The following is an 18,153-nucleotide window of genomic DNA, read 5'->3' as shown; positions in this document are numbered from 1 at the left end:
TTCCATGGTGATCACCTTGTTTGCTCCTGCCTAAAAAGTAGGCAGCGCTAGTAAAACACCTGGCTCAGTTTTGGGGCGGCATAACCTCTAAAAGTGGCTCAGTTTTCGGTCGGCGGCAACACGACTTCGTTAAAAAGCAGCAAGAGGCCGCTGAGCATGATGTCTGGTTTCGTCGCCAGGTGCAGGCCGGGTTGGATTCTGCCAACGCGGGTAACTTGGTATCTGCAGAGGATGTCGAGGCAGAATTTTCCAAGCGCCGAGAGCAAACACGGCAAAAGTTTGAAACCAAATCGTGAGGCTTTTTTGGACACCTGAAGCGCTCGATGACCGCCGCGCGATCTATGACTACATTGAGGCTGACAATCCCAGGGCAGCACTGATGCTGGACGAGCTATTTTCTGAGAAAGTCCGGCATCTGATTGATCACCCCGGACTTGGTCGGATCGGGCGCATCACTGGCACGCGTGAGCTGGTGGTTCACAAAAACTACATTCTGATTTACGACACCACGGTCGAACAAGTGCGCGTCTTGCGAGTACTCCATGCCGCCCGGCAATGGCCGCCAGCTGATCATTGAGGTTCGTTGATTGCTTGCTTACCTCTCATCGATGATTATCACAATGTGAAACGGACAATTGCCAAAAGCGGGGACAAACGAACTATACTTGCCCAACGATGTTGGAGAATGGATTTGAACCCAGGACCCTTTTCCACCACCAAAATTTTCAACCAATGTTCCATCTCCAACATTCTGGTTTAACCCCCAACTTTTTTCTTAATGCTGCCAAGCCTAAGTAATTCGACTTACTTAGGCTTTTTTAGTTTATGCGCATACCTTTTACCAAAATGCAAGGTGCCGGCAATGATTTTGTCGTGCTTGATGAGACCCAAGCGCGCTTTGGCCTCACGGCGGGGCACTACCGGGCTTTGGCTGACCGTCACTTTGGCGTGGGGGCAGACCAAATTTTGACGGTGCGCCCAGCGCCCAGCGCCGAGGTTGATTTTGAGTATGTGATTCACAACGCCGATGGCGCTGAAGTTGAGCAGTGCGGCAATGGCGCGCGCTGTTTTGCCCGGTATGTGCGCGATGTGGGGTTGACTCAAAAAGATGCCATTCGGGTGCAAACCCGAGCTGGTGTGATTGAGCCGCAGTTGACCGCAGACGGGCGCGTGTGCGTCAACATGGGGACGCCGGTGTTTGAGCTTGCGTGCATTCCCTTTGCCCCTGGCAGTACCCAGCCTGAATCCAGCGGATCATGGCAAAAATGGCCTCTAGAGCTTACCAGTAAAGCACAGACAGCTATTCAATTCATATCACCGGTGTCAATGGGCAACCCGCATGCAGTGCAGCTGGTGCCTGATCTTGACCAAGCCGAGGTGTCGGTCTGGGGGCCGTTGATTGAACACCACCCGTTTTTTCCCAACCGGGTCAATGCGGGTTTCATGCAGGTGATGTCACGCCGCCAGATTCGGCTGCGGGTGTATGAGCGCGGTACCGGTGAAACCCTGGCCTGTGGCTCGGGTGCTTGCGCTGCGGTGGTGGCTGGCATTCGGCTGGGGTTGCTTGATGCTGAAGTAGATGTGCACATGCAAGGCGGGTGGCTGACCATTGCGTGGGCTGGCGGCTCCGCGCCGGTGATGATGACCGGGCCTGCCACCACGGTGTTTCACGGCCAGATTGAGCTGCCACAATGTCTGGATTGACCTCCTTTTAGACCATCATGCCCAACACAATCCTTCCCAGCGCCACCAGCCACCCCATTACCGAAGACGACATTGCCAATTACCTGGTCAATACGCCTGATTTTTTTGAGCGCCATGCCCAGCTGCTGGCCACTGTGCAGCTCTCTAGCCCACACAACCCGCGCGCCGTAAGCCTGCAAGAGCGCCAGGCCAACCTGCTGCGCGAAAAAATCAAAATGCTTGAGTTGCGCATCATGGACATGATTCGCAACGTCAATGACAACATGGTGCTGTCTGACAAGCTGCTGCAATGGGCACGCACCCTGTTTTTGCACACCGACCGGGCCAGTTTGCCTGCGTTGATGGCGGACGAATTGGCGTCGCAGTTTGCCGTGCCGCAAGTGGGCATCAAGGTCTGGGGCGTGTCGCCAGCGTATGCGCAGGCGGATTTTGCCCAAGGCGTCAGTCAAGATGCCAAGTCGTTCATCTCGTCATTGACTGAGCCTTTTTGCGGCGTCAATTCCGGCTTGGAGGCCATCACCTGGCTGCCTGACCCGCAAGCCGCGGTGTCGATCGCCATTTTGCCGTTGCGCGAAGGTGTCACGGGCAGCGTCGCTCCGGCGTTTGGGGTGCTGGTGCTGGCCTCGCCCGACGCACAGCGCTTTAACAGCACCATGGGCACCGACTTTTTGGCGCGCGTGTCCGAGCTTGCCAGCGCCGCGCTGGCGCCGCTGCGTTAAAGACTGGCAGGTGACTTTGTGACGTTGCTTCAATGAACGTCGAGCCAACTGCCTCCCCGGCGGCAAGCACCGTTGACCCACTGGTGCAGCGCTACCTGGCGCATGTGCGGTTTGAAAAACGGCTGGCCGAGCGCACCGCTTTGCTCTACACCCTGGATTTGGAAAAATTGGTCTTGCTGGCGGCGCAGGCCGACGTGGCGTTGACCGCGGTGCAGGCCAGCCACATTCGCCGCTGGGTGGCGCAGATGCACAGCCAGGGGCGCAGTGGCCGCGGCATTGCGTTGATTTTGTCGGGCTGGCGCGGCTTTTACAGCTGGCTGGGGCGCGAAGGCCTTGTCACTTGCAACCCGGTGCTGGATGTGCATGCGCCCAAAGCACCCAAGCCACTGCCCAAAGCCTTGAGTGTGGATGACGCCGTGCACCTGGCCAGTTTTGACCAGCCCGAAGCCGATGCCTGGCTGGAGGCGCGTGACGCGGCCATGGTCGAGCTGCTTTACGGTGGCGGTTTGCGGGTAGGTGAACTCATTGGCTTAAACGTGCAGGCCAGCGAGCAGCACGGCTGGGTCGATTTGCAGGCGGGCGAGGCGCATGTGCTGGGCAAAGGCAGCAAGTGGCGCATTGTGCCGGTGGGACAAAAAGCGGTGCAGGCGCTGACGCATTGGCTCTGCGTGCGGGCAGCGCTGGCACAGCGCCCTGGCGCGTTGGCCGTACAGCCGCTGCAGGCGGCGTTGTTTGTGGGGCAGCGCGGCACCCGACTCACGGCGCAGTCGATTTGGCAGCGGCTGCGGTTGCGCAGTTTGCAGGCTGGGTTGGCCACCCCGGTACACCCGCACATGCTGCGGCACTCGTTTGCCAGCCATGTGCTGCAGTCCAGCAGCGACCTGCGTGGCGTGCAAGAGCTGCTGGGTCACGTCAACATCAGCACCACACAGGTCTACACCCGGCTTGATTTTCAGCATCTGGCGCGCGCCTACGATGCCGCCCACCCGCGGGCGCACCTGAAAGGGCAAGACGACGATGGTTCAAAATAGCGACATTCCCAAATTTTTAATGGACAGGTGACTTATGCACAAGCAAATCAGTGTGATGTTGGACAAAGGCGTTGAATTCACGTTCCATGTGCCAGAAGGTGCGGCGCTGGCGCATGATGCCGCCAGAGCCTGGCTCGATCAGCAGTTCACCACGCTCGACTGCGAGCCCCTGCGCGCCAGCGGCAAGGTGCTGACTGCCGACAAAATTTTGGTGGTGACCCAGGCCGCCGGTGCCCGCTTGCTGGGTGATGCCCAATGGGCGGCAGCGTATGTGGCGGCCGTCAGCGCCGCGCTGGGCAAGCCCCTGATTCGGGTTGATGTGCCAGCCATGGCCATCACTTACTGAGGTCGCCCTACAAGCATGAAAACCATTCGTCTGCGTGCTGGCAAAGAGCGTTCGCTGGCACGCCACCACCCTTGGATATTTGAATCAGCCATTGCCAAAGGTGGCGGTGACGTGGGCGAAACCGTGCGTGTGGAGTCTGACCAAGGTCAATTTTTGGCCTGGGCGGCGTTCAGTCCAGCCTCCAAAATTCGCGCCAGGGTCTGGAGCTTTGATGAGGCACAGCGCATTGATGCATCATTTTTCATAGCTGCTTGCGCAGGCGCAGTAAGCGCTAGAGCACGTTTTGGCATACAAAGCAATGGCCTGCGGCTGGTGCATGGCGAGTCCGATGGGTTGCCAGGGCTGGTGGTAGATCGCTACGGCGACACACTGGTGGCGCAGTTCACCTCAGCCGGCGTGGAGCGCTGGAAAGACGTGATTGCCGACGCGCTGCTGGCCGCCACCGGGCTGACCCGGCTTTATGAGCGCAGCGACGCCAGCAGCCGCAGCCTGGAAGGCCTGCCGCTCATCACCGGCTGGCTGCGTGGCCAAGGCGAGCTGGCGCTGACGCTGCAAGAGCATCAGTGGCAACTGGCGGTGAACATTGCCCAGGGGCACAAAACCGGGTTTTACCTGGATCAGCGCGACAGCCGCAAACGCTTTTTTGACTATGCCCAGCGCCTGTCATTCAAGCGGGTGTTGAACTGCTATTGCTACACCGGGGGCTTCACCGTGGCGGCACTCAAGGGTGGCGCGGCGCATGTCACATCGATTGACTCGTCGGCACCGGCGCTTGAGCTGGCGGCGGCCAATGTGGCGCTCAACGGCATCGATGCCAGCCGCGTCAGCTTCATGGATGCCGATGTGAATGCCTCGTTGCGGCAGTTTGTGGCGCAAGGGCTCACGTTTGATGCCATTGTGTTGGACCCACCCAAGTTCGCCCCCACCGTGGCGCATGCCGAGCGCGCCGCGCGGGCTTACAAAGACATCAACCGGCTGGCCTTGATGCTGCTGGCGCCCGGTGGTGTGTTGTTCACCTACAGTTGCTCGGGCGGCATCAGCGCTGACTTGTTTCACAAAATTGTGGCCTCTGCGGGCTGCGATGCGGGCATTGACGGCTACATCCACGAGCGCATGGGCGGCGCGCCAGACCATCCCATGACCCTGACCTTTCCAGAAGGCGAGTACCTCAAGGGTCTGGTGGTGATGCGCAAGTAAGTCAAACCCCCAGCCTCGTTACACTCGCAGGCTTCATTCGAGACACTGTCATGAGCCTAATTCCTGCCACCATCCTCACTGGTTTTCTTGGTTCCGGTAAAACCACGCTGCTCAAACGCGTGTTGTCTGAGGCGCATGGCCAAAAAATTGCCATCATTGAAAACGAGTTTGGCGAAGAAAACATCGACAACGACATTTTGGTGACCGACTCCAAAGAGCAGATCATCCAGATGAGCAACGGCTGCATCTGCTGCACCATCCGCGAAGACCTGCGCGAAGCGCTGCAACTGCTGGCTGCCAAAAAGCGCCAAGGCTTGTTGGACTTTGACCGCGTGGTGATCGAGACCACTGGCGTGGCCGACCCCGGGCCAGTGGCGCAGACATTTTTCATGGACGATGAAATTGCCGAGAGCTATTTGCTGGATTCCATCCTGACGCTGGTGGATGCCAAACACGCCAACCAGCAGCTCGACACGCGTCAGGAAGCGCGCCGCCAAGTGGGTTTTGCCGACCAGATATTCATCAGCAAGACCGATTTGGTCAGCGCTGACGAAACCGCTGAATTGATGCATCGCCTGAAACACATGAACCCGCGTGCGCCCCAAAAAGCTGTGCATTTTGGGGAGGTGCCTTTGAAGGAAGTGTTTGACCTGCATGGTTTTAACCTCAATACCAAGCTCGACATTGATCCTGATTTTTTAAAGGAAGACGACCACGCCCACGACCATGCAGGTCATGATCATGCGCCTGGCGAGGCCTGCAACCACCCCGGTCATGCCCATCACCATGCACATGACGACGATGTCAAAAGTTTTGTCTTTCGCTCTGATCGTGCCTTTGACCCAGCCAAGTTGGAAGACTTTTTGGGTGCGGTGGTCAATATTTATGGTCCGCGCATGCTGCGCTACAAAGGTGTGTTGTTCATGCAGGGCACCGACCGCAAGGTGATTTTTCAAGGGGTGCACCAGCTCATGGGCAGTGACCTGGGGCCGGCTTGGGGCGCTGATGAAAAGCCATGCAGCAAAATGGTTTTCATTGGTATTGACTTGCCTCAAGACATTTTTCTGCAGGGCATGGAACAAAGCCTGGTTTGAGTTGCTTGTGACCAGCGGCTGTTGAAAATCATGTTTGTCTCGCTTTTGCAACTTTTTGGCTTCCCGCGTGCCGAACCTGTACACTCGCGCGCCGAACAAAAGCCACCCGCGTTCGCTGAGCCTTCAGTCAATGTGAGTCAAGTCGAGCCGGTTCAGGCTGCTGCAGCTGCACAGCCGAGTCAGGGGAAACCCGTCAGGAGATCACCAGTGAAAACCAAAACCGCAAAACCCGTGGAACCTGCTCTTCAAGAGCCTAAGGTCAAATCAAAAGGGTTAGACAAAACCAGCCCCGTGCCAGTGCCCAAAGTGGTCATCAAGGTCACGCGGAAAATCGCGCCGGTTGTCAAAGAAAAGTTGCCTGAGCTGCCGGCTGAAAAAGTGGCTGAAATAACGGTCAAGAAAGCAGTCGTCAAGGTGGTGCCTGTGAAACCTGTACAGCCAGCGGCTGCGGCGCCCATTGCGACCGTGGTGACCAAGAAAATCATTCCTTCAACGCCGCTGACACCCGTGGCCAAACCCGTGGTGCCGCCCGTTGAGCCTTCCAGAAAGAAACCTCAAGCAGTGACTACCCCAGCCCCCGTCGTTCCAAAATCTGTTGCCAAATCTACTGGCACCGAAATGCAAATGACCGCCTCGGGCGTGCCCGTGCGCACCGGTCGGCCTTCTTCCCGGTTGGCTCAACTCACCGTGCCTTCGATGGCGCAATCGGTGGCCTCCACCGCAGCCAAGTCCAGTTTCACTCAAGTGGTGACACCCCAGCCGATCGTGCCGCCGTTGGCCTCAGCCACCAAGCGCGACCCCAAGCTGGTCAACAACTGGAAGAAAAAGCCAGTCGCAGAACTGACCGACGAAGAAGTGATCGCCATGTCTGACGACGATTACATGAACGACACGCAAATGGCGTTCTTCCGTCTGAAATTGGTCACCCTGAAAAACGATATTTTGAGCAATGCTGGCGAGACCACTGAGCATTTGCGTGAAGACACGGTGGTGGTGCCTGACCCCGCAGATCGCGCCACCATTGAAGAAGAGCATGCGCTTGAATTGCGCACCCGTGACCGTGAACGCAAGTTGTTGAAAAAAATTGAGCAGTCCATCGACCGCATTGATGCGGGTGACTACGGTTACTGTGATGAAACCGGTGAGCCCATTGGTGTGGGGCGTTTGCTGGCCAGGCCCACGGCGACGCTTTCCTTGGAGGCTCAACAGCGCCGCGAGCTCAAGCAAAAAATGTTTGGTGATTGAGCCAAGCCTCCACCCTGCGACCCTTTTACGCTCAAAGGCATGGCTACTCAGGACAACACGTCTGGTTTGCTCTCCAAGGTGGTCAAGTTTGTGCGTAACCCGAACACAGACTGGGCAGACTTAGCCAAAGAGGAGTCGGTTCAAGACAGTGAACAAGGCAAGCAGACGCTCAAGCTGATGATTGAGCGCAAACGTCACAACGATAGCGTGCGTCGGCGTGAATTTGATCAGTTGCGCAAGTTGCGCCAGGCCTCGGTGGTCACCAAGGCCGAACTGGTCAAAAACCCGAATGACTTTCGCGGTACCACGGGCTACTCAGACTTGGGCGAGCGTGCCACCACACTGAAAAAAATTGATGAAATTGAAGCGCAAATGTCGCATCAATGGTGGAAGGGACGCTCCCAAAGTGGCGTTGCTCCTTCATTCGAGTCCAGCGCCAGGACGACGTTGAGCCGAAGGCTCTCAGACGCCCAGCGTCCAAGCGGGCTGCGCAGCACCTTTGCCACCACGCAAAATTCTGATCTGATGGCCAGCTCTGAGGACGCACTCACTCAGGCGGGGTTTGATAAACCGCTTGATTTTCAGCCCACGGTGGTGGGCGTGGCACTCAGCGCGCCTGAATCCAGGGGTTTTGATGTGTCAAGCAACAGCGTGTTTTCTGACTCCAAGATGATGTCGGTGGACATGGGGCAAAACCTCTCAGACCCAGAGCTTGAAGAAGCGGCCATTCGCTATGCCAATGGGGACGATGATGGTGCCGAGGAGGTGTTGCAAGCGGCTTTGCAAAACCAGGGGGCGCTGGCTGAAGCATTTGAGGTGTGGCTGCTGGCCTTGTTTGATTTCTACCGCTGCACCGGTCAGCAAGACAAGTTTGAAGAATTGGCGTTGGAGAGTGCCCAACGGTTTGGCCGCTCTGCACCCCAATGGTTTTCTACCCCACAAGCGTTAGGTTTGACCGCTTTGCACGCGCCACAGCCGTTGCAAGCGGCCAACCCGGCGGCTTCAACCAACACCTGGCATTGCCCGGCCGAGCTTGATGAAAAGTCTGTGGCACGCTTGCGCGCCTTGAACCCTGAGGGGGGTAAGTCTGTTTGTGCCGATTGGCACGACTTGCAAAGCATCACCCCAACCGCAGCGCCCCAGTTGGCGGGCTTGTTGGCCTTCTGGTGCGATCAACCCATGCGGCTGTGTTTTGAGGGGGTGGAGTCTTTGCAGCTCTTGTTGCAGGCCTGCACACCTACTGGCGACCGTGGCGTGCCTTTTTGCTGGTGGCAAAGCCGCCTGGATTTGCTGCGCTTGTTGCGTTTGCCAGAAGAGTTCGAGCAAGTGGCGCTTGACTTTTGTGTGACTTATGAGTTGTCGCCGCCGTCTTGGGGGACGCCCCGTTGCGAGCTGGTGGCGCGCACGGCATCTGAGTTCAACGACCTGCCCATGGGCACTGCCTTGCCTGCGTCTGAGGGCGGGTGGCAGAACGATGCCAGCAGCCTCAGCTTATCCCCTGCGTCCACACAGCCGCAGCAAGACATGGTCTTGACAGGTGAAGTGATGGGCGACATCGAGTCGCTCACTTCGTTCTGGCAGGCTGCTTGCTGCCAGTCTGGTGCCTGTGCAGTGTCCTGTAGCCAGCTCATTCGTGTTGATTTTTCCGCCGCGGGCAGCCTGCTCAATTGGGTGGCGCACATGGAGGCGCAAGGCGCACGCGTTGAGTTTCGCGATGTGCCCCGTCTGGTCGGCGCCTTTTTTAATTTGATTGGCATCAATGAACATGCACGCGTTGTTGCCAGAGCCAACTGAGTCATCTCTACATGGAACAATTTCACGGAACCACCATCATCAGCGTCCGTCGCCAGACGTCGCAAGGGATGCAAGTCGCCATAGGCGGCGATGGTCAAGTCACACTTGGCAACATTGTGGTCAAAGGCACGGCACGCAAAGTACGCAAGCTCTACCACGGCAAGGTGTTGGCCGGTTTTGCTGGCGCCACAGCCGACGCGTTCACGCTGTTTGAGCGTTTTGAGGCCAAGCTGGAAAAGCACCAGGGGCACTTGGTACGGGCGGCCATTGAGCTGACCAAAGACTGGCGCACCGACCGCGTGTTGCGGCGCCTGGAGGCCATGCTGGCTGTGGCCGACCTGGAGGCCTCGCTCATCATCACCGGCAACGGTGATGTGTTAGAGCCTGAAAACGGTGTGGTCGCCATTGGCTCTGGTGGTGCTTACGCCCAGGCTGCCGCCATTGCCCTGCTCAACAACACCGAACTCTCAGCCACTGAGATGGTCAAAAAATCGCTGGAAATTGCGGGTGAGATTTGCATCTACACCAACATGAATCACACCATCGAGTCTCTTTAATTCATTGCCGGTTTCAGATGCAGCGGCCAGCCCATGCGTCAGCCCCTTACCCGTTACACCATGTCTGCACTTACCCCCCAGGAAATCGTTTTCGAACTCGACAAACACATCGTCGGTCAACAGCAAGCCAAGCGTGCCGTGGCCATTGCCCTGCGCAACCGCTGGCGGCGTCAGCAAGTGGGGGTGGAGCTGCGGGCTGAAATTACGCCTAAAAATATTTTGATGATTGGCCCCACGGGCGTGGGCAAAACCGAAATTGCCCGCCGTCTGGCACGCCTGGCTGATGCCCCGTTCATCAAGGTCGAGGCCACCAAATTCACCGAGGTCGGTTATGTGGGCAAAGATGTCGATGCCATCATTCGCGACTTGGCTGACATTGCTGTCAAGCAAACCCGCCAAAGCGAGACCCAAAAAGTACGCGCCCGCGCCGAAGATGCCGCTGAAGACCGGGTGCTGGACATCTTGATTCCGCCCCCCAGGCAAGAATTTGGCGTGGTGCCAGAGAATGAGCCCGAGAGCACGGCACGCCAAACTTTTCGCAAAAAGCTGCGCGAAGGCCAACTGGCAGATCGTGAAATTGAACTCGACGTGGTGCAAACTGCACCACAGCTTGAGATCATGGGTCCGGCGGGCATGGAAGAAATGACCGAGCAACTGCGCGGCATGTTTGGCCAACTCAACCAAGCCAAAAAGCAAAAACGCAAGCTCAAAATTGCTGAGGCCTTGAAACTGCTGGTGGAGGAAGAGGCCGCCAAGCTGGTCAATGAAGACGAGATCAAAACCCGTGCATTGCAGATGATGGAACAAAACGGCATTGTGTTCATTGACGAGATCGACAAAGTCACCTCACGCGCCGAGAGCAGTGGCGCAGAGGTGTCACGTCAAGGGGTGCAGCGTGACCTGTTGCCGCTGGTTGAAGGCACCACCGTGTCCACCAAATACGGCATGGTCAAAACCGATCACATTTTGTTCATTGCCTCAGGCGCATTCCACTTGAGCAAACCCAGCGATCTGATTCCAGAGTTGCAAGGCCGGTTCCCGATCCGGGTGGAGTTGCAGTCTCTCTCTGTGGACGACTTTGTCGCCATCCTGACGCAGACCACCGCCTCGCTGGTCAAGCAATACCAGGCCTTGCTGGCCACCGAGCAAGTGACCCTTGAGTTTTCCGACGAAGGCATTCGCCGCCTGGCGCAGATTGCTTTTGACGTGAACGAGCGCACCGAAAACATTGGTGCGCGCCGCCTCTCGACGGTGATGGAGCGCTTGCTCGACGAGGTCAGTTTCAATGCCTCCCATTTGACCGGACAAACCGTGCAGGTGGATGCCGCTTATGTGGACGACAGGCTGGCAGAGTTAAGCCAAAACGAAGATTTGAGCCGCTACATTCTCTGAACGCGATTTTCCTCACAAGTCGCTTTAATAAGACTTTCTAAGTCTTTCATTTAGAACAACTTTTGATCTTTTGTGGATTAAAAGTTGCTTCTAAGTCTTTGATTTCATTGTAAAAATTTGTTGCAAACCGGTTTGCGGAGTTTGGTTTTGCTGGTACAGTGCAAAAAAGTGCAATTTAGTGGTGAATTGTGCTTTTACTCCACCATTTCCCCGTGATTTCCCTCTCTCCAAAGGTTTGCTGTCGTGTTTCAAGGTGCTTCCTCTATCAGTCTTGACGCCAAGGGTCGGCTTTCCATGCCAACCCGGCATCGTGACGTGTTGAGTGCCACCGCCAGCGGTCAGCTCACCATCACCAAACACCCCCACGGCTGTTTGATGATCTTTCCTCGCCCTGAGTGGGAGAAATTTCGGGAACGCATTGCCGCCTTGCCGATGTCCGCGCAGTGGTGGAAGCGCATCTTTTTGGGCAACGCCATGGACGTCGAGCTTGACAGTACCGGGCGCGTGCTGGTGTCGCCCGAACTGCGCGAAGCCGCAGGCATTACCAAAGAGTCGGTGTTGCTGGGCATGGGCAGTTTTTTTGAGCTGTGGGACAAAGCCACCTACACCGCGCAAGAAGCCCAAGCCATGCAGGGCGCCATGCCCGATGTGTTCAAAGACTTTTCGTTCTGAGGTGCTACGTTGCATTCTGGCTGGACTCACACCACGGTTTTGCTCGGTGAAGCGGTAGACGCTTTGCTGGGTGTGGTGCCGCCTGCAGCGCCAGCCACAGCGCCCCGGGTGTTTGTAGATGCCACCTTTGGCCGCGGTGGCCACAGCCGCTTGTTGCTCTCCAAGCTCGGCGCGCAAGACCAGTTGATCGCGTTTGACAAAGACCCTGAGGCACTGGCTCATGCCGCCACCCTCACAGACGCGCGGTTTTCCATCCGCCACCAAGGATTTAGCCATTTGGCAGAGCTGCCACAAGGCAGTGTGGCTGGCGTGCTGCTTGACCTGGGCATCAGTTCGCCCCAGATCGACAACCCGGCGCGCGGGTTTAGTTTCAGGTTTGAAGGCCCTTTGGACATGCGCATGGACACCACCCGGGGCACTTCGGTGGCCGAGTGGCTGGCCGATGCCGACGTGGGGCAAATAACGGAGGTGATACGTGAATATGGCGAAGAACGGTTTGCTGGCCCCATTGCAAAGGCGATTGTTGCGCGCCGACAGGCTCGGGGCCCCCTTGTCTCCACCACTGAACTGGCCCAGCTCGTGGCTGACACGGTCAAAACCCGCGAGTCGGGCCAGAACCCTGCAACGCGCACATTTCAGGCTTTTCGGATTTTCATCAACGCCGAGCTTGAAGAGCTGCAACAAGCGCTAGAAGCCTCGCTGCATGTGCTGCAACCGGGCGGGCGGTTGGTGGTCATCAGCTTTCATTCGCTGGAAGACCGCATTGTCAAGCAATTCATTGCCAAGCACGCCAAAGCCGTGTTTGACCGCCGCGCGCCTTTTGCCGCGCCGCATGTGATGCAGTTCCAAGCGCTGGCACGCCTCAAGCCCAGCGAGGCTGAAGTCGCCGCCAACCCGCGTGCGCGCAGCGCCATCATGCGCGTGGCTGAGCGCACCGCCGGTGTGTCAGGAGTGTCCGCATGATGCGCATCAACTTGGTGTTGCTGTTGGCGGTGGTGCTGAGCAGCTTGGTGCTGGTGAATTTGCAGTACGAGTCACGCCATTTGTACGCGGAACTTGATCGTGCCAATGCCCAGGCCACGCGGCTGGCCAGCGAATCTGAGCGGTTGCAGGTTGAAAAACGCGCCCAGGCCACGTCGGCGCGGGTGGAGCGTTTGGCCAAAGAGCAGCTGCAAATGCGTGCTGCCACGCCAGCCGTGACCACCTATGTCAGCTGGACTTCAGCCACGTCTGCGCCCGACTTGGCACAAGCGCGCGTGGCAGCTACTGCAGCATCGGGGCGCATGCCATGAGCCGCAGCATTGTGTACACCTCCAGCCCTTTGCTGGCCAGCCCGACACCGGTATGGCGCAGTAAATTCATTGTGGCGGCCGTAGCGCTGGCCTTTGCCGGTTTGGTGGGACGCGCCGCCTACATCCAGGTCATTGACAACGATTTTTTTCAAAAACAAGGTGAAGTGCGCTTTGCCCGCACCTTGGCACTGCCGGCCAACCGGGGGCGCATTCTGGATCGCCACGGGGTAGTGTTGGCGTCGAGCATTCCGGTGCCCAGTATCTGGGCGATTCCGGAGGACGTGCCACGCGAGCCAGTAAAACTCAAGCAGCTGGCCAAGTTGTTGGGGCTTTCCATGGCTGATCTGAACAAAAAACTCCAAGACGAAGACAAGTCTTTTGTCTGGTTGCGCCGTCAGGTTGACGACACAGTGGGCAAAGACGTGATGGCGCTTGGACTCAAAGGCATTTACGAGCGCAAAGAATACAAGCGTCAATACCCTGAGGGTGAAGCAGCTGCCCATGTGGTCGGTTTCACCAATGTGGAAGACCAAGGACAAGAAGGCGTGGAGCTGGCGTTCAACCAAGACCTGGGTGGCCGCGCAGGCTCGCGACGTGTCATCAAAGACCGCATGGGGCGGGTGGTGGAAGACATGCGTGAGCAAATTGCCCCGGTCGATGGGCGCGACCTGCAACTTAGCATCGACAGCAAGGTGCAGTTTTTTGCCTTTCAGGCGCTCAAAGACGCGGTCATCAAGCACAAGGCCAAAGCTGGCGGCATTGTGGTGCTGGACGTGCAAACCGGCGAAGTGCTGGCGCTGGCCAACTACCCGAGTTACGAGCCCGGCAAACGCCAGCACCTGACCGGCGAACAACTGCGCAACCGCACGCTCACCGACAGCTTTGAGCCTGGCTCCACCATGAAGCCGTTTGTCATTGCGCAAGCGCTGCAATCGCATCGCGTCACCCCAGACACCCCCATTCAAACCGCGCCGGGGCGGCTGACCATTGGCAGCGCCACCATCAGCGACTCGCACGCCCACGGCGTATTGAGCGTGACTGAGGTGATTCAAAAATCCAGCAACGTCGGTACCGCCAAGATTGCCTTGCAAATGCCAGCGCGTGAAATGTGGGAGATGTACAGCAACGTCGGTTTTGGTCAAAAGCCGCAAGTGCCGTTTCCCGGTGCGGTCAGCGGCCGACTGCGGCCCCACAAGAGCTGGCGCCCCATTGAGCAGGCCACCATGAGCTATGGTTACGGCCTGTCGGTGAGCCTGATGCAGCTGGCGCATGCCTACACCGTGTTTGGCCGCGCCGGCGATCTGGTGCCGCTGTCGATGATGAAAGTGGCCGCCCCGGTGCTGGGGCAGCCGGTGTTTGACTCCCAAGTGGCTTTGGATGTGCGGCACATGCTGCATTTGGTGACCGGACCCGGTGGCACCGCACCCAAAGCCCAGACCATGGGCTACTCGGTGGGGGGCAAAACCGGCACCGCCAACAAACAGGAAGGCCGTGGCTACGCAGCCAAAAAATACCGCGGCGTGTTTGCCGGGCTGGCACCGATTGAAGCCCCGCGCATTTCCGTGGCGGTGATGATTGACGAGCCGACCAACGGCCAATACTACGGCGGTGACGTGGCCGCGCCGGTGTTCAGCCAAGCCGTGCAGCAAACCCTGCGCGTGCTGGGCATTGCGCCCGACATGTCGGTCAAACCGCAAATCGTGACCGTGCCGGTCGAAGAAAGCTTCTGATGTTGCACCCACTGCACACCCCCACCCAAGCCGTGGACTGGCTGCGCAGCCATGTCAGGGGTCAACTGCGCAGCGACAGCCGACAGCTGCAAGTCGGTGATGCCTTGCTGGCCTGGCCAGGCACGGCAGTTGACGCCCGCACTTATGTGCCAACCGCCTTGGCCGCTGGTGCCAGCGCGTGCCTGGTTGAACGCCATGGGGTCGAGGCTTTTGCGCTGGATGACAGCCGCATCGCCACTTACCCAGATTTGAAAGCGGCCAGTGGCCTGATCTGCAGCGCTTGGTTCGGTCACCCCAGTGAGCAGCTCAAAGTGGTAGCGGTGACCGGCACCAACGGCAAAACCTCCAGCACCTGGTGGCTCGCTCAGGCGCTCTCAAATTTGAAGCAAGTTGCGCCCATTCCATGCGCTGTGGTGGGCACTTTGGGTGTGGGTGTGCCACCCCAGGTGGTGAGCACCGGGCTGACCACCCCCGACCCGCTGGCGCTGCAAGTGGCGTTGGCCAGCTTTGTGGCCGCTGGCCTGCAAGCCTGCGCCATCGAGGCCTCATCCATCGGTCTGCAAGAGCACCGCATGGCGGGCACGCAGCTGCACACCGCGGTGTTGACCAACCTGACCCAAGACCACCTTGACTACCACGGCGACATGGCGTGCTACGGCCAGGCCAAAGCCCAGCTGTTTGCCTGGCCGGGCTTGCGTGCGGCTGTGCTCAATGTAGATGACCCCTTTGGTCAGGCCTTGGCCAGCCAGTTGGCACAAGATCGACCTGAGCTGGCGCTGTGGACCGTGTCTTTGACATCTAGCACGTCTGCGTCGGCACGCTTGCAAGCGCAAGATGTCACGTACACCGCGCAGGGCATGACCTTCACCGTGGTGGAGGGCGGTCAGCGCCTGCCCTTGGTGACGCAGCTCTTGGGCACCTACAACGTGTCCAATGTGCTGGGTGTGGTGGCTGCCATGCGCTCGCTTGGGGTGCCGCTGATGGATGCGGTGGCCGCTTGTCAGCAGTTGACGCCGGTGCCCGGACGCATGCAATGCGTGAGCGCGCCCAGTTACCCGCTGGTGGCGGTGGACTATGCCCACACGCCAGATGCGCTGGCCAAAGCGCTGGACGCCCTGCGCCCCATGGCGCAAGCACGTGGTGGCCAACTCTGGTGCGTGTTTGGCTGCGGCGGTGACCGCGACACCCGCAAGCGCCCACTGATGGGGGCGGTGGCGGCAGCGCACGCAGACCAGCTGATGGTCACCAGCGACAACCCGCGCAGCGAAGCCCCTGACGCCATCATCAGTCAAATTTTGTTGGGGTTGAGCGGCGTGGCAGGCGTACAGGTGGAGCCAGACCGAGCCCGCGCCATTGCCCAGACCCTGGCGCAAGCCGCCGCACGTGATGTGGTGCTGTTGGCTGGCAAGGGGCACGAAGACTATCAAGAAATTGCCGGGCAACGCTTGCCGTTTTCAGACCTGGCACAGGTCAAAGCCGTCATGGCGCTGCCCCGCAGCAGCAGCGGGGAGGCCGCATGAGCCCCATGATGACCTTTGACCAAGTGAGCCGCTGGCTGCCCGGCGCCCAGGTGGTGAGGGCGAACGCGCTCCCCGATGCCGTCATCTGCCGTGTGCACACCGACACCCGCAGCATTGAGCCCGGCGACCTGTTTGTAGCGCTCAAAGGCGAGCGCTTTGATGCGCTAGACTTTTTGGCTCAGGCACAACACCAAGGCGCCGTGGCCGCCATTTGCCAAGGAGCAGAAGCCGCCGCCAAACTGGCGCAAGTCGGTTTGCCGGGGTGGGTGGTGCCAGATGCCAAGCTGGCCTTGGCACAACTGGCCACCCACTGGCGTGCCCAGTTCAGACTGCCGGTGATTGCGGTCACGGGGTCGAACGGCAAAACCACGGTTACCCAAATGGTGGCCAGTATTTTGCGCACCTGGCAGGGCGATGCCGCCCTGGCCACGCTGGGCAATTTGAACAACGACATTGGTGTGCCCCTGACCGTACTGCGCCTGCGCGCCCAGCACCGGGTGGCGGTGATCGAGCTGGGCATGAACCACCCGGGCGAAATTGCCACCCTGGCTGCCGTGGCTCAGCCCACTGTGGCGCTGGTCAACAACGCCCAGCGCGAGCACCTTGAATTCATGGGCAGCGTGGCCGCCGTGGCGCAAGAAAACGGCTCGGTGATTGCGGCTTTACCGCCAGACGGTGTGGCTGTTTTCCCGCTGAGAGACGCCTACAGTCCCTTGTGGCAAAGCATAGCTGGCGCGCGCACCACCCTGACTTTTTCGGTTGGCGCTGACCCTGCCACGCCTGACGCAGCGGCCAGCCGTGCCTGGGTTGCCACCCAAGCCGAGTGGGCAGATGGTGCCTGGCAAGTGCAGGCGCACACCCCGCAGGGCAGCGTGGCTTTTGCCCTGCACATTGCCGGGGCGCACAACGTCAGCAATGCGTTGGCGGCAGCGGCCTGCGCCCAAGCGGCAGGCGTGCCGTTGCCGGCGATTGCCGCCGGGCTTGAGGCCTTTGAGCCGATCAAAGGTCGCTCCCGGGCGCTCTTGGTCACGGTCAAGGGGCGTGCCATCACGCTGGTTGACGACACCTACAACGCCAACCCGGACTCGGTGCGTGCCGCCATTGAGGTGCTGGCTGCCTTGCCCGCTCCGCGCCTGCTGGTGCTGGGTGACATGGGCGAGGTGGGCAACCAAGGCCCTGAGTTTCACCACGAAGCGTTGCAGCTGGCCATGGCAAAAAATATAGAAAAAGTGCTTGTAACCGGCTCTGCATCTGCGCAAGCAGCTATAGATTTTGATAGCATTGAGGTGCATGGCGAAATGGCTGCCTTGCAAGCCGCTGTGCTGGCCTGCCTGCCGGGCGTGGCCAGTGTGCTGGTCAAAGGCTCCCGCTTCATGAAGATGGAGCGCGTGGTTGAGGCTATTTGCGCTGCCGTTGACCGCCCCCTCCCCACCGACACGCCCCCCAAAGAGGCCACCCCATGCTGATCTGGTTGACCCAATGGCTGCAAAGCGCGTTCCCCGACTGGGGTTTTCTGCGCGTGTTTCAGTACCAGACGTTCCGTGCCGTGATGGCCGCCATGACCGCGCTGCTGCTGGGGCTGGCCGCTGGCCCCTACGTGATTCGCCGCTTGACCGAACTCAAAATTGGCCAGCCCATTCGTGGCTACGGCATGGACACCCACCACGTCAAAAGTGGCACTCCCACCATGGGCGGCGTGCTGATCTTGGGCTGCATTGCCACATCCACCCTGCTGTGGTTTGACTGGAGCAACCGGTTTGTCTGGATTGTGCTGCTGGTCACGCTGGGGTTTGGGGCCATCGGCTGGTCAGACGACTGGCGCAAAGTGGTCAACAAAGACCCCGAGGGCATGCCCTCGCG

At 59.0% G+C, this 18,153-nt stretch carries 18 protein-coding genes and 1 pseudogene; 18 read left to right on the top strand and 1 reads right to left on the bottom strand.

The window, feature by feature from the left end; all coding sequences use genetic code 11:
- Positions 1–292 precede the first annotated feature (292 nt).
- The 11 genes from PHT20_RS14515 (at position 293) to hslU (ending at position 11,079) form a co-directional block, all read left to right on the top strand.
- A complete protein-coding gene (locus tag PHT20_RS14515) occupies positions 293–577 on the top strand; it encodes a type II toxin-antitoxin system RelE/ParE family toxin (RefSeq protein WP_301021076.1) in 285 nt (94 codons plus the stop codon).
- Between the two features lie 248 nt (positions 578–825).
- Positions 826–1,704, top strand: a complete 879-nt coding sequence (gene dapF, locus PHT20_RS14510) for a diaminopimelate epimerase (protein WP_301021075.1) — start codon at positions 826–828, stop codon at positions 1,702–1,704.
- A gap of 17 nt (positions 1,705–1,721) precedes the next feature.
- A complete protein-coding gene (locus PHT20_RS14505; RefSeq protein ID WP_301021074.1) occupies positions 1,722–2,423 on the top strand; it encodes a DUF484 family protein in 702 nt (233 codons plus the stop codon).
- 32 nt (positions 2,424–2,455) lie between these two features.
- Positions 2,456–3,454: a tyrosine recombinase XerC gene (locus tag PHT20_RS14500; RefSeq protein WP_301021073.1), complete on the top strand. Its 999-nt coding sequence runs from the start codon at positions 2,456–2,458 to the stop codon at positions 3,452–3,454.
- A 34-nt stretch (positions 3,455–3,488) separates the two neighbouring features.
- The gene (locus PHT20_RS14495) at positions 3,489–3,800 is read left to right on the top strand and encodes a hypothetical protein (protein ID WP_301021072.1); all 312 of its coding nucleotides are present in this window, start codon (positions 3,489–3,491) and stop codon (positions 3,798–3,800) included.
- A 15-nt stretch (positions 3,801–3,815) separates the two neighbouring features.
- Positions 3,816–4,997 (top strand): class I SAM-dependent rRNA methyltransferase, encoded by a 1,182-nt coding sequence (locus PHT20_RS14490; protein ID WP_301021071.1) that lies wholly within the window; start codon positions 3,816–3,818, stop codon positions 4,995–4,997.
- 50 nt (positions 4,998–5,047) lie between these two features.
- The gene (locus PHT20_RS14485; protein WP_300087951.1) at positions 5,048–6,091 is read left to right on the top strand and encodes a GTP-binding protein; all 1,044 of its coding nucleotides are present in this window, start codon (positions 5,048–5,050) and stop codon (positions 6,089–6,091) included.
- 618 nt (positions 6,092–6,709) lie between these two features.
- Positions 6,710–7,336: an RNA polymerase-binding protein DksA gene (gene dksA / locus PHT20_RS14480; protein ID WP_300087953.1), complete on the top strand. Its 627-nt coding sequence runs from the start codon at positions 6,710–6,712 to the stop codon at positions 7,334–7,336.
- A gap of 39 nt (positions 7,337–7,375) precedes the next feature.
- Entirely contained in the window at positions 7,376–9,130 is a 1,755-nt protein-coding gene (locus tag PHT20_RS14475; protein WP_301021070.1) for an STAS domain-containing protein, read from the top strand.
- Positions 9,131–9,141: 11 nt separating this feature from the next.
- Positions 9,142–9,687 carry an ATP-dependent protease subunit HslV gene (gene hslV / locus PHT20_RS14470; protein WP_300087948.1) on the top strand — a complete coding sequence of 182 codons (546 nt, stop codon included), beginning with the start codon at positions 9,142–9,144 and terminating at the stop codon, positions 9,685–9,687.
- Between the two features lie 60 nt (positions 9,688–9,747).
- Positions 9,748–11,079 (top strand): ATP-dependent protease ATPase subunit HslU, encoded by a 1,332-nt coding sequence (gene hslU / locus PHT20_RS14465; protein WP_301021069.1) that lies wholly within the window; start codon positions 9,748–9,750, stop codon positions 11,077–11,079.
- 90 nt (positions 11,080–11,169) lie between these two features.
- On the opposite strand, the gene PHT20_RS14460 is transcribed toward hslU, so the two are convergent.
- Positions 11,170–11,331: a hypothetical protein gene (locus PHT20_RS14460; RefSeq protein ID WP_301021068.1), complete on the bottom strand. Its 162-nt coding sequence runs from the start codon at positions 11,329–11,331 to the stop codon at positions 11,170–11,172.
- On the opposite strand from PHT20_RS14460, the gene mraZ reads away from it, so the two are divergent.
- From mraZ to PHT20_RS14425, 7 genes and pseudogenes are all read left to right on the top strand, one after another.
- Positions 11,323–11,751, top strand: coding sequence for a division/cell wall cluster transcriptional repressor MraZ (mraZ, locus tag PHT20_RS14455; RefSeq protein WP_301021067.1), 429 nt, complete (start codon positions 11,323–11,325; stop codon positions 11,749–11,751). The genes PHT20_RS14460 and mraZ overlap by 9 nt on opposite strands.
- A gap of 9 nt (positions 11,752–11,760) precedes the next feature.
- Positions 11,761–12,714 (top strand): 16S rRNA (cytosine(1402)-N(4))-methyltransferase RsmH, encoded by a 954-nt coding sequence (rsmH, locus tag PHT20_RS14450; protein ID WP_301021066.1) that lies wholly within the window; start codon positions 11,761–11,763, stop codon positions 12,712–12,714.
- Positions 12,711–13,043: a cell division protein FtsL gene (gene ftsL / locus PHT20_RS14445; RefSeq protein ID WP_300087979.1), complete on the top strand. Its 333-nt coding sequence runs from the start codon at positions 12,711–12,713 to the stop codon at positions 13,041–13,043. The genes rsmH and ftsL overlap by 4 nt, the downstream gene beginning before the upstream one ends.
- Positions 13,040–14,773 (top strand): penicillin-binding protein 2, encoded by a 1,734-nt coding sequence (locus PHT20_RS14440; RefSeq protein WP_300087978.1) that lies wholly within the window; start codon positions 13,040–13,042, stop codon positions 14,771–14,773. The genes ftsL and PHT20_RS14440 overlap by 4 nt, the downstream gene beginning before the upstream one ends.
- Positions 14,773–16,293 (top strand): UDP-N-acetylmuramoyl-L-alanyl-D-glutamate--2,6-diaminopimelate ligase, encoded by a 1,521-nt coding sequence (locus PHT20_RS14435; RefSeq protein WP_300087976.1) that lies wholly within the window; start codon positions 14,773–14,775, stop codon positions 16,291–16,293. The genes PHT20_RS14440 and PHT20_RS14435 overlap by 1 nt, the downstream gene beginning before the upstream one ends.
- 5 nt (positions 16,294–16,298) lie before the next feature.
- On the top strand, positions 16,299–17,759 hold the full coding sequence (gene murF / locus PHT20_RS14430; protein ID WP_300087983.1) for a UDP-N-acetylmuramoyl-tripeptide--D-alanyl-D-alanine ligase: 1,461 nt from the start codon (positions 16,299–16,301) through the stop codon (positions 17,757–17,759).
- Positions 17,753–18,153 (top strand): annotated as a pseudogene (locus PHT20_RS14425) (phospho-N-acetylmuramoyl-pentapeptide-transferase); the annotation flags it as partial. The gene murF and the pseudogene PHT20_RS14425, both read left to right, overlap by 7 nt.

Source organism: Rhodoferax sp., assembly GCF_028715765.1.
Lineage (GTDB): Bacteria > Pseudomonadota > Gammaproteobacteria > Burkholderiales > Burkholderiaceae_C > Rhodoferax.
Note: the sequence above shows the minus strand (reverse complement) of the source record. Positions and strands in the feature narration are given on the sequence as shown.

Coding starts and splice junctions, on each gene's coding strand:
- PHT20_RS14435 (WP_300087976.1), top strand. CDS start 14,773: ATGTTGCACCCACTGCACACCCCCACCCAAGCCGTGGACTGGCTGCGC.
- murF (WP_300087983.1), top strand. CDS start 16,299: ATGATGACCTTTGACCAAGTGAGCCGCTGGCTGCCCGGCGCCCAGGTG.
- PHT20_RS14485 (WP_300087951.1), top strand. CDS start 5,048: ATGAGCCTAATTCCTGCCACCATCCTCACTGGTTTTCTTGGTTCCGGT.
- PHT20_RS14505 (WP_301021074.1), top strand. CDS start 1,722: ATGCCCAACACAATCCTTCCCAGCGCCACCAGCCACCCCATTACCGAA.
- ftsL (WP_300087979.1), top strand. CDS start 12,711: ATGATGCGCATCAACTTGGTGTTGCTGTTGGCGGTGGTGCTGAGCAGC.
- PHT20_RS14500 (WP_301021073.1), top strand. CDS start 2,456: ATGAACGTCGAGCCAACTGCCTCCCCGGCGGCAAGCACCGTTGACCCA.
- dapF (WP_301021075.1), top strand. CDS start 826: ATGCGCATACCTTTTACCAAAATGCAAGGTGCCGGCAATGATTTTGTC.
- PHT20_RS14490 (WP_301021071.1), top strand. CDS start 3,816: ATGAAAACCATTCGTCTGCGTGCTGGCAAAGAGCGTTCGCTGGCACGC.
- hslV (WP_300087948.1), top strand. CDS start 9,142: ATGGAACAATTTCACGGAACCACCATCATCAGCGTCCGTCGCCAGACG.
- PHT20_RS14440 (WP_300087978.1), top strand. CDS start 13,040: ATGAGCCGCAGCATTGTGTACACCTCCAGCCCTTTGCTGGCCAGCCCG.
- PHT20_RS14495 (WP_301021072.1), top strand. CDS start 3,489: ATGCACAAGCAAATCAGTGTGATGTTGGACAAAGGCGTTGAATTCACG.
- dksA (WP_300087953.1), top strand. CDS start 6,710: ATGCAAATGACCGCCTCGGGCGTGCCCGTGCGCACCGGTCGGCCTTCT.
- hslU (WP_301021069.1), top strand. CDS start 9,748: ATGTCTGCACTTACCCCCCAGGAAATCGTTTTCGAACTCGACAAACAC.
- PHT20_RS14475 (WP_301021070.1), top strand. CDS start 7,376: ATGGCTACTCAGGACAACACGTCTGGTTTGCTCTCCAAGGTGGTCAAG.